This window comes from Myxococcus llanfairpwllgwyngyllgogerychwyrndrobwllllantysiliogogogochensis, from assembly GCF_006636215.1.
Lineage (GTDB): Bacteria > Myxococcota > Myxococcia > Myxococcales > Myxococcaceae > Myxococcus > Myxococcus llanfairpwllgwyngyllgogerychwyrndrobwllllantysiliogogogochensis.
Genome location: NZ_VIFM01000286.1, coordinates 1 through 13818, shown reverse-complemented (window position 1 = coordinate 13818; position 13818 = coordinate 1). Strand labels below are relative to the sequence as shown.

Below are 13818 nucleotides of genomic sequence, written 5' to 3'. Positions count from 1 at the left end.
GGCGCCCTCCCGCCGAAGCCGACATGCAGCGATATTTCGGCACCACTCCTCCCACCGTCCACCGCATGGTGCTGGAGCTTGAACGCCGGGGGCTCATCCGGCGCAGCGCCGGACAGGCCCGCAGCATCGAACTGCTGCTGGCCCCGGAACTTCTGCCCGTCCTACGCTGAGTCGCTCAAAACCAATCGGTCAGAACCTCTGTGCCGAGGTACTAGGTCAAAGTCCCAGCCGGCGGTCCAGGGGCAACCCCAGCGTTCCCATTTCCGGGACGCATGGGCGCGTGCGTCCCGTGCGCAATTTTCACCAAGTGGCCTTGGGGTCATCTGGTTACAAGTCCCGCCGTTGCACGGCATCACACCCGCCGCGCCCCACACCCCTTCAGGAAATGACTTCGGGAATGAGCTCCAAGGACTTCGCATTGCCCCGCAACCCCGTAGTGACGCACGGACTGCGTCGCAGGGAGTTCCTCGCCTTCACCACGGGAGCCCTGGCGGCCAGCACGCTCTCCGGCTGCATGCCTCGCGCAACCGGTGGGACCTCCGCGCAACAGGGTGGCACCTTGGACGCGGCGGCCTACCACGCCTCCCGGCGCTACCTCGACAGTCGCTTCGGGCGAATCGCCTACGTCGAACGCGGCACGGGTGAGGCCGCGCTGTTCCTTCATGGCTTCCCGCTGAACAGCTTCCAGTGGCGCGGCGCCATCGAGCGGCTGTCGCCGTACCGGCGTTGCGTCGCTCCTGACTTCATGGGGCTTGGGTACACCGAGGTCGCGGAGGGGCAGAGCTACGTGCCCGAGGCCCAGGTGGACATGCTCGTCGAGTTGCTCGACAGGCTCGCCATCAAGTCGGTCGACGTCATCGCCAACGACAGTGGAGGCGCCATCGCGCAGCTCCTCGTCACCCGGCATCCGGAGCGCGTGCGGACGCTGCTGCTGACGAACTGCGATGTGGAGAGTGAGTGCCCTCCCGCAGCGGTGCTGCCCGTCATCGAGATGGCACGCAAGGGCGAATACGTGGATGCGTGGCTTGCGCCGTGGCTCGCGGACAAGGCGCTCGCGCGCTCGGAGAAGGGCTTCGGGGGCATGTGCTACTCGAATCCCTCCCAGCCCACGGACGAGGCCATCGAGTACTACTTCGCGCCCCTCGTGCGTTCGCCACGCGGCAAGGCGCAGGCGCATGCGTACACACTCGGGCTCGAAGCCAATGCACTGGCGGGCATCGGGCCGGCGCTCCAGAAGTGCACCGTGCCCACGCGCATCCTCTGGGGAACGGGCGACACCATCTTCTCGCAGTCGAGCGCCGACTACCTGGACCAGACGTTCGGCGCCTCGAGAGGTGTGCGGCGCGTGCCCGGCGCGAAGCTCTTCTTCCCCGAGGAGTACCCGGACCTCATCGCCGAGGAGGCGCGTCGCCTCTGGGGCGTGGGCTGACGCGACACGCGAGAGCCCGGCGCGGATGAACGCCGGGCTGCCGCGGTGCGCTTTACTTCACCTGGAAGCGAGCCTCGGAGGGGCTCGCGCCACCCGAGCGCTGCACGCCGCGCCCCGGGTTGGCCGCCAGGTGCTCCAGCACCTTGAACACCGTCTCCACCTCGTCAGGCTGGCCGATGTCGTTGGCGAGCTGCTCGGCCGAACGCGCCGATGCACGCGCATCCAGCAGGCGCGCCGTGAGCTTCTTCTGCAGCTCCAGCACGCTCGTCGCCGCCTTCTTGCCCGCCTCCACGCCCGGCTGGTGGTACGCGTTGATGTGCACCAGGCTCGCGTACAGACCCACCGCGCGCTCGTAGAGGGCAGTCAGCGCGCCCACCGTGCGCGCGCTCACGTCCGGAACCGTGAGGGTGATGGACTCGCGGCCCTTCTCGAACAGCGCGCGGCGCGTGCCCAGCATGAAGCCCAGCAGGTAGTCCCCGCTGGTGATGCCGCGCTCCACTTCCATCGACTCGCCGTCGCGGTCCTTCAGCACCTCGATGAAGGTGGCGAAGAAGTTCGGCACGCCCTCGCGCAACTGCTGCACATACGCGTGCTGGTCCGTGGAGCCCTTGTTCCCGTAGACGGCGATGCCCTGGTTCACCACCTTGCCGTCCAGGTCCTTCTCCTTGCCCAGCGACTCCATGACGAGCTGCTGGAGGTATCGCGACATCAGGAGCAGGCGGTCCTTGTACGGCAGGATGACCATGTCCTTCAGGCCCTTGCCGTCGCCCGCGTGGAACCACATCAGCGCCAGCAGCGCCGCCGGGTTCTTCACCGCGTCACGCTGCCGCGTCGCCACGTCCATCTCCCGGGCGCCCGCCAGCATCGCGTCGATGTCCAGGCCCTGGAGCCGCGCGGGCAGCAGGCCCACCGCCGACATCACCGACGTGCGTCCGCCAACCCAGTCCCACATCGGGAAGGTGCGCAGCCAACCCTGCTTCTGCGCGTGCACGTCCAGCTCGCTGCCCGCGCCCGTGACGGCCACCGCGTGCTTGCTGAAGGTGAGCCCCTGCTCCACATAGGCGCGCTCGGCCTCCAGCATGCCGTTGCGCGTCTCCTTCGTGCCGCCGGATTTGCTGATGACCACCGTCAGCGTCTCGGCCAGCTGGGCGCCGAGCTGTCCCAGCACCCGGTCCATCCCATCCGGGTCCGTGTTGTCGAAGAAAGACACCCGCAGCTTGTCGTCCCGCGACGTCAGCGCATCCGCCACCAACTGCGGTCCGAGCGCCGAGCCGCCGATGCCCACCAACAGCAGATGCGTGAAGCGCTGCGCCTTCTGCGGTTTCAGCTTCCCGTCGTGCACGTCGCGCGCGAAGGCGTGGACGGCGGCCACCGTGTCGGTGACGTCCTTGGAGAGCGCGGGCTCCGGGGCCAGCTCGGGGGCGCGCAGCCAGTAGTGGCCCACGCGGCGGTTCTCATCCGGGTTGGCGATGGCGCCCTTCTCCAGCGCCTCCATCTGGGAGAAGGCTTCCTCCAGGCGCGGACGCATCCGCTCCAGGAAGTCCGCGGCGAAGCCCATGCGCGAGACGTCGAGGGAGAACCCCAGCGACGGGACGACGCTCAGATACCGCTGGTACCGCTCCCACAGCTCACGCTCGGTCATGACTCGTCCTCCTCCTGGGGGTGCTCGCGCGAAAAAAGTGCCGGCTGGCTTAGCGCCTCCGCTCGCGTGAGGGAAGCCGAACACGCGCGCGACGCGAGGACTCGACACCCGGGGAGGGCGCAGTGCTCAACACCCCCCACTCCCGAGGGAGTCAGGGGCACCCCTGGAGGGTCTTCACCTCAGGCGGAAGGGCGCACCGGCTCCGTCGCCGGAGGGCTTCCGGGCGGCGCGCTTCGCTCATCCGGTTTCCACGCGGGATTGCGGAAGACGTAGCTCAGTCGCTGCTTCAATGAGCCCGGCTTCATCGCGTCCCTGGCGATGGCGAAGAACTCGTGGAACGCGATGCGCAGCGGGTTGTACGTCTGGAGGTTCTTCGTCAGGCCGTAGACGGGCTTCTCACCCTCGGGTTCGAAGGTGCCGAACAGCCGGTCCCAGATGATGAGGATGCCCGCGTAGTTCTTGTCGAGGTAGCGCGGGTTGGACGCGTGGTGCACGCGGTGGTGCGACGGCGTGTTGAGCACCCACTCCAGCGGACGCGGCAGCCTGTGGATGGCCTCGGTGTGAATCCAGTACTGGTAGAGCAGGCTCACCGACTGCTGGACGACAATCATCACCGGGGAGAAGCCGAGCAGCGCCAGCGGCGCCCAGAACACCCAGCCCGTGGGGTTGGTCCACGTCTGCCGCAGCGCCGTGGTCAGGTTGTAGTGCTGGCTGGAGTGATGCACCACGTGCGATGCCCAGAAGAAGCGGCTCTCGTGGTGGACGCGATGGAACCAGTAGTAGCAGAGGTCCTCCGCGAAGAAGAGCAGCACCCAGGCCAGGATGCCGGTGCCCACGCGCAGCGGCGTCAGGTTGTAGAGCGCCAGGTAGCCGGCGAAGGCGATGCCCTTCCAGACCACGTTGATGAACACGTTGCCCAGGCCCATGGAGAGGCTGGCGGCCGAGTCCTTCAGGGTGTGTCCCGCCACCTCGCGGCCTTCGTCACGGAGCTTCTTTACCCACAGCGCCTCGGCCACCACCGTCAGGATGAAGACGGGGATGGCGGGAGTGATGAGGTCGGGAATGTGTACGGCGTCCATGGGACACCTCCATCGTGATGCTCAGGAGCGGTGGCGTTGGCGCGGTCGACGTGTCGAAGGTGGAGAGAAAGCACTGCGCATGAAGCGGGTGAGGGCATCGAGCATGCGGCGGTGGGCCGGGTCATCCGGACGCGCGCTTCCCCCGACGGCCGCGCCCTGCACGGCGTCCAGCGCCAGCTCCACCACGGAGTCGAACTCCGGGTAGGCGGTCGCCGCCTCGGGGAACAGCTCGCGCGCCACCCGGTGCAGGTTCTCCCGGTGTGGCCCATCCACCGCGGCCAGCGCCACCTGGAGCGCCGTGTCCGTGCGCGCGGCCACATACAACTCGATGGCCGCTTGAAGCTCCGGCCGTTGGTACGCGGCCCACAACATGTCCACGGCGGAGGCGATGCGGTCCTTGCTCGACGGCCGCGCGCCGACACCGGCCAGGTAGTCCTGGATGATTCGCGGGAAGAGGTGCTCCACCGCCGCGGCGAGCAGCTCCTCCTTCGTATCGAAGTGCGTGAAGAGCGCGCCCTGGGACACGCCCGCTCGCTTCGCGACCTCCACCGTCGTCAGGCGCGCGTGCCCCGCGTCCACCAACGTGTCGATGGTGGCGTCCAGCAGCTTGCGGCGCGTCGTCTCGCGGCGCTCCTGCTGCGTGCGGCGGGGAGGGCGGGGTGGCCCTTCAGTAGGGGATGCGCTCTTCACGGCCATCTGCCGAAAGCATAACTCCGATGTTAATGAGTGACCAGTCACTATGTCGCGGCTGCTGGTGAGGGAGGGTGATCCACGGTGCCACCCACGGTGGCGCAGGTGAGACACGAGGGCACCGTCGTCCGCGCGAGGCTCGCCTGGCATTTTCGCGGCGCCTCGTCGAGCAGGCGAGGAGACAGGTGCCCGCCCGCTGGCGGCGGCCTCGTCACTCGACGGCGAGGGCGTCAGGCCCCACGGACGAGCGAGCGGGCCATGGGGTCCCTGGTGATAGGCCGCGCGGGCGCGAGATAATTGGTCCAGGAAATACCCCTGCCACTTGTCTCCGTTGTCCGCCGGCCCGATATGAACCTTTCCTCCGCTCTCCTTGTCGGCTCCCTCCTGGCCACGGCGCCAGCGGTTACCAACTCGATTGCCTCCCCTGTGGGCGACATGCCCGAGGTCGGCGTTCCGTTCGCGTGTGGGCGCATCCACACGGTGAGCCAGGGACACGACACAGGCAGTCACCAACACAACGACACGTTTGCGTGGGACTTCCGGATGCCGGAAGGCACGCCCATCGTCGCCGCGCGTGAAGGTGTAGTGCGGCTGGCTCGCGGCGACAGCACGAAGGGCGGGTGCGACGAGAAGTTCGCGCCCTACGCCAACTACGTCGTCCTCTCACATGGGGACGGGCTGGAGACGCAGTACCTGCACTTCAGCGCCGTGGTGGTGAAGCCCGGCGAGAGTGTGAAGGAGGGGCAGCTCATCGGCTTCTCCGGCTCCACCGGCTGGGCGTGTGGCGCGCACCTGCACTTCAAGGTGGCGCGTGAGGTGGGCAAGGGTTGGAACAATCCGTCCGTGCCCGCGCGCATCGCTGGCTATGGAGACCCGGTGCGCGAGACGCGCGTGGCCGCGCCCATCTGCCGAGAGTCCGGTCGCGACACGCTCATGGCCGCGACGGAGGGCTCGCACACGCCGGGTCAGCCGGTGGTGTCCATGTCACCGGAGCGCCAGGATGCGCCGCGCGGCCTCCCGCCCGGGGCGAAGGCCATCATCGACGGCCTCTCCCAGCCGCCCGCCCAGGGTGGCCAGGGCCTCGACGAAGCGCGTGCGCCCGCCGGCGCCCGCACGGCGAGCGGCCCCAGCGAGACTCGCTGAGGCCAGCATCGCGCCTGCTCCGGCGAGCAGCGCGAAGAGGGCTCCCGCGTTGACGAAGTAGTCGAGCGGCAACAGGGGGCCCTCCACGTAGGCACGCACCACGCGGTAGCCCACGTGTCCCAGCAGCACGAGCAGCGGCAGGTTGATGAGCGGCAGCACCAGCCAGCGCGCGGTGCGCCACCAGCCCGCCACCGCTTCCGCCACGCCCGTCGTCGCCGTGTAGCGCCACGCGGCGGCCCGAGCCGCGCGCACCTCCTCCAGCATCGCGTCCACATCCGGCACGCCGAGCACCGACGGCTCCAGGCCTCCGGCTCGCGCCACGCTGCGCGCCTCGGCCAGCGCGGTGCGCGCCGCGGACTCCACGCCGAAGTCGTCGTCGAAGGGCTCAATCACCGCGCTTTCCGCGGCCCGCGCGCGTGTGTGTCCGCGCACCGCGTCCACCACCGTGGAGGCCGCCGCCACCGCGAGTCCCGCGGGAAGGCTGCGTCGGCTCACCAGCGCCGCCGCGCCCAGGCCGCTCGCGCCCCACAGGGACAGGCGCAGGCCCCACGCCGCCGGGCCCCAGAAGCGGCCTCCCGCCTGTCGCCGCACTTCCGCCGCGAGGTGTCCGTGGGCCAGGCGCAGTCGCGCGTCGAAGTCCTCGCGCAGTCCGTCGGAGGCCTTCGCAAGGCCGGAGTCCAGCGCGGCGCGAGTCCGAGCGAGCAGTGCATCGGTCTCGTCGAGCGCGGCCTTCACGCGGGTGGACACTTCCTCCAAGGCGCCCATCGCGTTGCCACGTCGCACGCGCGCGGCGATGGCCTGGGTGGCGAGTCCGCGCAGGTGGAAGAGCAGCGGGCCGAACTCGCCGGACACGTCGCGGCCTTCCTTGGCGGACAGCGCGCTGATGGCGAAGACGGGGACGTCTTGAGGGGGAAGGCCGAACTGCTCGGCGGCGACGCGGCGCACCTGTGCCTTGAGCGTGTCGCGAGACTCCGGTGACAGCTCGTCCGCGAAGTTGAGGATGAAGACGAGCGCGCGGCGGCGGGCGAACTCCGCGAGGAACTCCACCTGCGTGGCCTCCGCGACGCTGCCCCGGTGCATGACGACGAGCGCCACGTCCGCGCGCTCCAGCGCGGCGCGAGCCACGTCGCGATGCGTGGTGGCCACGCTGTTGAGGTCGGGGGTGTCGATGAACACCTGTCCGCCCCAGAGGGCCTGGGGGCCGGGCACGTACCGCGCCACGCGAGCGCCCGTCTGGGCGAGGGTGTCCGCCGCGGCGCCTTCCGGGGCGAAGACGGTGGCGGCGGTGCTGGTGGGGCGGTCCACGCCCTCGCGGGACAGGGGTTGTCCGGCCAGGGCATTGAGGAGGGTGGACTTCCCCGCGCCGGTGGCGCCCACGAGCGCGACGGCGAGCGGAGCGTCCCTGCTCGCGACGCCGCGCGCGTAGTCGTCCACGAGGCGCTCCAACCGCGCCGCATGCGGCTGGAGCGGTGGCAGTTCCAGGGCGGTCTTCAAGAGGGACCGCAGGGCTTCGGGTTCGGGCAGGCTCGTCTCGTCCACGTGAGGGGCAGCCTGTCCTGGCGTCGTGCGGAGGGCCAGCGCGAATGTGACGAGGCGTGCGCCAGCGTTCAATGGCGGGACGTGGTGTGGCGGTCATGCGTGGGGGAGGGGTAGAAGCGGAGGGGTCATGGAACTCTTCCTCATGTCGCCCCCGGGGCGAGGCTGGGCGTTGCGAGGGCGGAACAACTTCCGCAGTCGCGAGGCAGGGCAGGTGGATGCGCGCAAGGCCCGGCGTGAGTGGCTGGAGCTGGCGCGGGCCATCGAGGCGCGTGGCGGCACGGTGGTGGCGCTGTCGTCGCCGTCGGAGCTGTTGACGGGCATGCCGTACGCGGCGGAGTGCGGCCAGGTGGTCGCGCGCGAGGGCGCGGCGCCGGGGTTCGTGTTGCCTCGGATGATGAGCGCGCACCGTCAGGCGGAGAAGGAACACTGGGCTTCATTGGCGCGGCGCATGGGGTTCGAGGTGGTGGAGCCGGGCGAGGGCATCTGGGAGGCCCATGGCGACGTGGCGCACTTCGACGGGGCCACGTTGTTGTTCTGGGGTGGGCGCACGACGCTGGAGGGGTTGGAGGCCGCGTCGCGCTGGATTCCGGGCGAGGTGGTGCGGGTTCGGGTTCGTGAGCCCGCGTTTCACGGCAACATGGCCTTGCTGCCGTTGCCCGCCGTGGACCGGATGCTGGTGTGTCCGGACGTCATCGCCGCCGAGTCGTATGCGCTGCTGCGCGAGCGCTTCGGTGAGCAGCGGTTGCTCACAGTGACGGAGGAGGAGATTCGTCGCTATGCCACCAATGGGTTGCCGGTGGGGAGGGACTTGCTTGCGCCGTCCGTGGTGCCGGAGTCGGTGAAGGCGCGGGTGGAGGCGTTGGGGATGGGTGTGGTGTCGCTCGACATGAGCGAGCTGTGTGAGAAGGGCGGAGGTTCCTCGCGTTGTCTCGTGTCGCGGGCGTGGGTGGACGACGGCGCGGTGAGGATTCCGGACGAGGCGAGACTGTCAGCCGTGGCGAAGGACATCGAAGCCGATGCGTGACACCGAAGCACTGGCGAGGCAGGCCGAGGCATTCTTCTCCGAGCATCCGGGTGTGTCGCTCATGGCACTGGGCGCGGGTGAACACGCGGAGTCGATGGACCTGTCGCCCTTGGGGTTGCCGGCGACGTATCTGCCCGCTGAGCGCAATCTGGAGCTGGCGACGCAGTATCTGGCGTTGAACCAGTTCGCCTTTGGCGGGATTGGGGTGCCGCGTTGGGTGTTGTCGGATCTGTATCTGATGCCGGGAGCGATTGGATTGCTGCGCTGTCCCGCGCGGATGTTGAAGCCGGAGCTGCGCGCGCACCTGGGGCTCGCGGATGAGGAGCCGGCCATCGGCGCGGCGTACTACGCGGCGCCGTCGATGACGCCGGGGCTGTTCATCGGCGTGTCGTTGTTGAGCTTCCTGCCGGGGACGGGGGCGGGGGCCTGGGTGAAGACGCTGACGTTGCGCATGCTGCGTGCGACTCGGCTGCGTGGCGTGGCTCAGTGGGACAATCCGAGTGTGCGAGTCCACGCGCGTCTGGGGCCCTTGCGACTGGTGGGCCGTGTTCCCGGAGGCCACGAGTACGGCGAGCGGACGTTCGTGTATGAGACGGACCTATCCGACGGCGCGCGCGTGGCGGAGGCGATGGAGCGTCGACTGTCGTTGGAGCCCACGCGGCGCATCGCCGTCACGGACCTGCCGGCACTGAGCGCACTGCTGGACCGCGCGGAAGCGGGAGAGGCGCTGTACCTCGTCCCGCCCGGTGTCCAGGACGGCCACGTGTTGGTTCGCGAGGGCGCGCACTGAGCCGTCCTCGTTGGTGACTCGGGGACTTCAGTCTCAGGGCGACGGCGCGGCGGGAGCGTCCATGTCTTCCTGCAGCGCACGCCGCAGCGCATTCGCGCCATCCGAAAGGATGGGCTCTCCGTGCGCGAAGCAGACGATGTCTATGACGGCCAGGTGGTCCAGGATGCGCTGGACGCTCTGCCGGGTGCGAAGGGGCTCGTCCTGGTACTCGCTGGGGATGAACTCCGGCGTGCCGTTGCCCTCGTGGGTCAACAGGTCGGAGATGAAGGCGATGCCTCGCGGATGCTTCTGCATCCACAGCGTGTACATGGCCACCGCGGGACCGGGCGTGTGGAACGGGAGCAGTCCCCCCGGAAGCGTGTCGCCCGCCACGTAGATGAAGTCGGGCTTGTCCTCCAACCCGTATGCATTCTCCGGAGCCCACACCGGAGCGCCGAACGCCTTGCGGAAGCGCCACGCCGAACGCTGGTGATTCCCCGCCGTCAACAGGATGGCGGAGATGTCACCCAGTCCCCGCAGCACCGCTTCGTCGATGGGCAGCGGGTCGATGAGGATGACCGCCCCATCGTCATCCACCACCGCGTAGGCATCGCTGCGCGTGCCGCCGATGCGGTTGTCATTCAAGGTCCAGTGGTGGATGCCAGGCGCCACCTCGACCAGTCGCTTTGCCTTCCCCTTCGGCTCGCTCATGCCGTGAAAGCTAGGCACCCCGCTCCGATGTCCAGGGCCTCCCACGAGATGCCGCGCTTGCTCGCTCGGCACCCCGGCCCCGGAGCGGCCACCGCCTCCGTGCCAAGGGGCGGCCAACTCCACCCGCCGACTCCATGCTTCAGCCATGGTGGGTTCACACACGCACGGACGTGTCGCCGCCCGGGGGCGGCTCACGCGTCCGCCACCGCTGCTGCTCTACGACGCCGACTGCGGCTTCTGTCGCCGCTGGGTGGCGCGCTGGGCATGGCGCACCGAAGGCCGCGTCCGTTTCCTCCCAGGCCGTAGTTGGCTCCTCCTGCTGCTCGGCATTCCGCGACGGAACATGCGTCGCGCCACGCAGCTCGTGGAGCCTTCGGGCCGCGTGTCGCAAGGCGCGGAGGCGGTCTTCCGCGCGCTTACCCGGTCGCCCCGCTGGCTGACGCGCGGCATGGCGAGAGTGGGTCTGCTGCCCGGAGTGCTGGGCCTGTCCCAGGCCGCTTACGGCGTCATCGCTCGCAATCGTCGCGCGGCATCACGGGTGGACCGCTGGCTCTTCGGGCGCACCGTGGCACCGCGAGACCTCCGCCAGGTGCGCTGGCTCTTCCTCCGGTTGATGGGAGGCACGTTCCTCATCGCCTTCACGTCCTTGCGAGGACAGGTATTGGGTTTGTTCGGCTCGCGAGGCATCCGCCCCGTGAAGGACCTGGTCAGCGAGGAACGGCGACAGGCCGAACCCGCGCGCGAGCGCTGGCGACGATTGCCCACGGTGTTCTGGTTCGGCGCTTCGGACGCGACGCTGGTGCGGGGCTGCACGCTGGGTCAGCTCCTCTCCCTCGCGGTCCTCTTCAACGTCGCGCCCCGCAGCGCGCTGGCCCTGTTGTGGGGCCTGTATCTCTCCTATGCGGCGGTGGGCCGGGAGTTCCTCTCGTTCCAGTGGGACGTCCTGTTGCTGGAGATGGGTCTGCTGTCCGCGCTCACCGCTCCGCCTGGACTGCGCCCGGGTCTGGGCCGTGCGTCGCCCGGTGCATTGGACGTGTTCCTCTTCCGACTGCTCGTGTTCCGTCTCTACTTCGGCTCGGGTGTCAGCAAGTGGCAGTCGGGGGACAGGACGTGGCGCGAGCTGACGGCCTGTCGGCACTACTACGAGACAGCGCCCCTGCCCACGCGCGGCGGCTGGTACGCACACCACCTGCCCGAGCCACTCCAGAAGGCTTCGACAGCGATGGTGCTCGCGCTGGAAGCCGGTGTGCCGCTCCTCGTCTTCACACCCCGTCGACCCAGGCAGCTCGCCTTCGGAGCCTTCTCCGCGTTGCAGGCCGCCATCGCCGCCACGGGCAACTACGGTTTCTTCAATCTCCAGTCCCTGGCGTTGGGAGTGTGGCTGCTCGATGACGCCGCCTTGCGACGAATGCTCCCGTTCCTTCCCGAGAGCCCACCTCCTCCGGCGCGCTCGCGGACGCACTGGAGTGGAGTCCTGCTCACGCCGCTGCTCCTGCTCGGCGCCGCCGACATCCTCCTGCGCTTCGAGCGAGGTGCACGACTCCCGGAGCAAGTGCTCCGTCCCCTGACGTGGCTGCACGGCTGCGCGCGCCCGCTGCGCTCCGTGAATCGCTATGGCCTGTTCAGCGTGATGACCGTGGAGCGACCGGAAATCGTCGTCGAAGGGTCCAACGACGGCGAGCACTGGGAGCCCTATCGCTTCCGCTACAAGGTGAGCGACGTCGACCAGCCGCCGAGGCAGGTAGCCCCGCACCAACCCCGCCTCGACTGGCAGATGTGGTTCGCCGCGCTCTCTTCGCCGCCGAGCTGGTTCATCGCCTTCCTGGCTCGACTGCTGGAAGGCGCTCCCGAGGTGCTGGGATTGCTCGAGCGCAATCCCTTCCCGGACGCGCCGCCCCGGCAGGTTCGCGCGGTGCTCCATGACTACCGGATGACAGGAGCGGAGGAGCGTCGGCGCACGGGAGCGTGGTGGACGCGAGAGCGACGGGGCCTCTACGTCCAGCCACTGGCCCTGGCGTCTGGGCCTCGTCCCACGGGCAGCATGCCGCGCCTGAGGTGGCTCGCGCCGGGGGTGTAAACGACACCCTGTGTCAGATGTTCCGCAAGGGCGGGTAGGGAACTGGCGGGAGCCCGGGGCCACTGACTACGGTGCGAGGGAGATGATGTCCGCCCGCGGCTCGGTTCCTCTCGTCTTCGGCCGCTATGCGGTGCTGAGTCGGCTCGCCGTGGGAGGCATGGGCGAAATCTTCCTGGCGCGACAGGTGGGCGTCAGCGGCTTCGAGCGGGCTGTCATCCTCAAGAACCTGTTGCCCGACTTGCTGGAGCAGGAAGGTTCGCTGGAGATGTTCCTCGACGAGGCGCGGGTGGCGGGGCGCCTCAACCATCCCAACGTCGTCTCCGTGTTCGAGGTCGGCGAGTGGGAGGGCACCTTCTACATCGCCATGGAGTACATCGAAGGAGAGAACCTGGGGCGGCTTGCGCGCGCGGCGTCGCGCTCGGGTGCCGCGCTGAGCCCCGCGGTGTGCGCGGAAATCATCCGTGATGCCGCGCTCGGATTGGACCATGCGCACCAGGCCGTGGACGTCCAGGGCGTGCCGCTGGACCTGGTCCACCGCGACATCAGTCCGCAGAACATCATGGTGCGGCTGGATGGCGTGACGAAGGTGGTGGACTTCGGCGTGGCCAAGGCGAGCAATCGCTCCACCCGAACGCGCACCGGCATCCTCAAGGGCAAGCTGCGGTACATGTCACCCGAGCAGGTGCGCAACCAGCCGCTCGACGGACGCAGTGACCAGTACGCGCTGGGCGTGGTGCTGTGGGAGTTGGTGACGCACCGCCCGCTGGTGGAGACGGACAATCCCGCGGAGGCGATGCGGCGCATCGCCCTGACTCCCGCGCTCAAGCCGTCGATGCTCGTCGATGGTGTCTCTCCTCTCCTGGAGAACATCATCCTGCGCATGCTGGCCAAGCCGCGTGAGCAGCGCTTCGAGCGCTGCGCCGACGTCGCACGCGCGCTCCAGCAGTACCTGGACGAGAGCCCTCGAAAGCCCGAGGACGGCGTCTCCGCGACGACCGAGCGACTGGTGGGTGAGGTGGTCCGCGCGAGGATGCGCGAGTCGGCCGTGGGCCTGGGCAGCCTCTTGCCGCGTGCGACAGGCTCCAGTGTGACCTGTCCCCGGTGCGGCCAGTCCACCAGTGGCACCAGTCGCTTCTGTCCTCACTGCGGCAGCGCGCTCAACCCGGCCTCTGAGCCCCAGACGCGCAGCGGGCTCTCCGGGATGGCGCCCGCCTCGGAGGTGTCCGAGGTCACCTCCGGACACCTCATCGACCCGGAGGCTCCCCCGACGGAGCCGCACGTCCCGGCCGCCACCACGGCGACACTGCAGGCCCAGGCGCCCGACGCTGCTTCCCCAGCGGCCACGGTGAGGATGCGGGGGCGAGAGGCGGGCACGCTCCGGCGCAAGCTCGTCATCGTCACGGTGGAGGTGGAGGGCGCGGAGGCGCTGCGGCGAGCGCTGGGGCCTGAGGAGGGAATGGAGGCGGTGGGCCATCTGCTGGACCTCGTCGCCTCCATCGCCGAGCGACACGAAGCCGAAGTGGTGCAGCTCACCGAGTCTCGTTGGAGCCTCGCCTTCGGGCTGCCGGTGTCGCGTCGAGACGACCCGCTGCGCGCGGTGCGCTGTGGGCTGGAGTTGCTGCGCGCGGTGGAGACACTGGGGCTGTCTCCCGCACCCGTGTCGAGGGCGGGCCTGGAGTTCGACGCGGTCCTGGTGTTGTCTCTTATACACGTGT

The 13818-nt window shown here is 69.3% G+C and carries 11 protein-coding genes and 1 pseudogene; 7 read left to right on the top strand and 5 right to left on the bottom strand.

Annotation, left to right across the window (positions count from 1 at the left end; translation table 11 throughout):
* The first annotated feature begins 23 nt into the window (after positions 1-23).
* Both FJV41_RS55035 and FJV41_RS41500 read left to right on the top strand, forming a co-directional pair.
* The gene (locus FJV41_RS55035) at positions 24-170 is read left to right on the top strand and encodes a helix-turn-helix domain-containing protein (protein ID WP_368773775.1); all 147 of its coding nucleotides are present in this window, start codon (positions 24-26) and stop codon (positions 168-170) included.
* 227 nt (positions 171-397) lie between these two features.
* A complete protein-coding gene (locus tag FJV41_RS41500; protein WP_141648161.1) occupies positions 398-1429 on the top strand; it encodes an alpha/beta fold hydrolase in 1032 nt (343 codons plus the stop codon).
* 52 nt (positions 1430-1481) lie between these two features.
* Here the strand turns inward: FJV41_RS41500 and FJV41_RS41495 are convergent, their stop codons facing one another.
* The 3 genes from FJV41_RS41495 to FJV41_RS41485 form a co-directional block, all read right to left on the bottom strand.
* Positions 1482-3071 carry a glucose-6-phosphate isomerase gene (locus FJV41_RS41495; protein WP_141648160.1) on the bottom strand — a complete coding sequence of 530 codons (1590 nt, stop codon included), beginning with the start codon at positions 3069-3071 and terminating at the stop codon, positions 1482-1484.
* A 179-nt stretch (positions 3072-3250) separates the two neighbouring features.
* Positions 3251-4150 (bottom strand): sterol desaturase family protein, encoded by a 900-nt coding sequence (locus tag FJV41_RS41490; protein WP_141648159.1) that lies wholly within the window; start codon positions 4148-4150, stop codon positions 3251-3253.
* Between the two features lie 21 nt (positions 4151-4171).
* Entirely contained in the window at positions 4172-4846 is a 675-nt protein-coding gene (locus FJV41_RS41485; RefSeq protein WP_141648158.1) for a TetR/AcrR family transcriptional regulator, read from the bottom strand.
* Between the two features lie 342 nt (positions 4847-5188).
* On the opposite strand from FJV41_RS41485, the pseudogene FJV41_RS54880 reads away from it, so the two are divergent.
* Positions 5189-5641 (top strand): annotated as a pseudogene (locus FJV41_RS54880) (M23 family metallopeptidase); the annotation flags it as partial.
* Between the two features lie 183 nt (positions 5642-5824).
* On the opposite strand, the gene FJV41_RS41475 reads toward FJV41_RS54880, so the two are convergent.
* A complete protein-coding gene (locus FJV41_RS41475; RefSeq protein ID WP_141648157.1) occupies positions 5825-7522 on the bottom strand; it encodes a GTPase in 1698 nt (565 codons plus the stop codon).
* Between the two features lie 127 nt (positions 7523-7649).
* Here FJV41_RS41475 and FJV41_RS41470 point away from each other — a divergent pair, with 127 nt between their 5' ends.
* Both FJV41_RS41470 and FJV41_RS41465 read left to right on the top strand, forming a co-directional pair.
* Entirely contained in the window at positions 7650-8546 is an 897-nt protein-coding gene (locus tag FJV41_RS41470) for a dimethylarginine dimethylaminohydrolase family protein (RefSeq protein ID WP_141648156.1), read from the top strand.
* Positions 8539-9336 (top strand): hypothetical protein, encoded by a 798-nt coding sequence (locus FJV41_RS41465; protein WP_141648155.1) that lies wholly within the window; start codon positions 8539-8541, stop codon positions 9334-9336. Before FJV41_RS41470 ends, FJV41_RS41465 begins: the two co-directional genes overlap by 8 nt.
* 33 nt (positions 9337-9369) lie before the next feature.
* On the opposite strand, the gene FJV41_RS41460 is transcribed toward FJV41_RS41465, so the two are convergent.
* Positions 9370-10026, bottom strand: a complete 657-nt coding sequence (locus FJV41_RS41460; RefSeq protein WP_174464838.1) for an MBL fold metallo-hydrolase — start codon at positions 10024-10026, stop codon at positions 9370-9372.
* Between the two features lie 145 nt (positions 10027-10171).
* Here FJV41_RS41460 and FJV41_RS41455 point away from each other — a divergent pair, with 145 nt between their 5' ends.
* Positions 10172-12103 carry a lipase maturation factor family protein gene (locus FJV41_RS41455; protein ID WP_141648153.1) on the top strand — a complete coding sequence of 644 codons (1932 nt, stop codon included), beginning with the start codon at positions 10172-10174 and terminating at the stop codon, positions 12101-12103.
* 82 nt (positions 12104-12185) lie between these two features.
* Positions 12186-13818 (top strand): serine/threonine protein kinase (locus FJV41_RS41450; RefSeq protein ID WP_141648152.1); only part of this gene is annotated, 1633 nt, incomplete at its 3' end.

Coding starts and splice junctions, on each gene's coding strand:
- FJV41_RS55035 (WP_368773775.1), top strand. CDS start 24: ATGCAGCGATATTTCGGCACCACTCCTCCCACCGTCCACCGCATGGTG.
- FJV41_RS41500 (WP_141648161.1), top strand. CDS start 398: ATGAGCTCCAAGGACTTCGCATTGCCCCGCAACCCCGTAGTGACGCAC.
- FJV41_RS41495 (WP_141648160.1), bottom strand. CDS start 3,071: ATGACCGAGCGTGAGCTGTGGGAGCGGTACCAGCGGTATCTGAGCGTC.
- FJV41_RS41490 (WP_141648159.1), bottom strand. CDS start 4,150: ATGGACGCCGTACACATTCCCGACCTCATCACTCCCGCCATCCCCGTC.
- FJV41_RS41485 (WP_141648158.1), bottom strand. CDS start 4,846: ATGGCCGTGAAGAGCGCATCCCCTACTGAAGGGCCACCCCGCCCTCCC.
- FJV41_RS41470 (WP_141648156.1), top strand. CDS start 7,650: ATGGAACTCTTCCTCATGTCGCCCCCGGGGCGAGGCTGGGCGTTGCGA.
- FJV41_RS41465 (WP_141648155.1), top strand. CDS start 8,539: ATGCGTGACACCGAAGCACTGGCGAGGCAGGCCGAGGCATTCTTCTCC.
- FJV41_RS41460 (WP_174464838.1), bottom strand. CDS start 10,026: ATGAGCGAGCCGAAGGGGAAGGCAAAGCGACTGGTCGAGGTGGCGCCT.
- FJV41_RS41455 (WP_141648153.1), top strand. CDS start 10,172: ATGGTGGGTTCACACACGCACGGACGTGTCGCCGCCCGGGGGCGGCTC.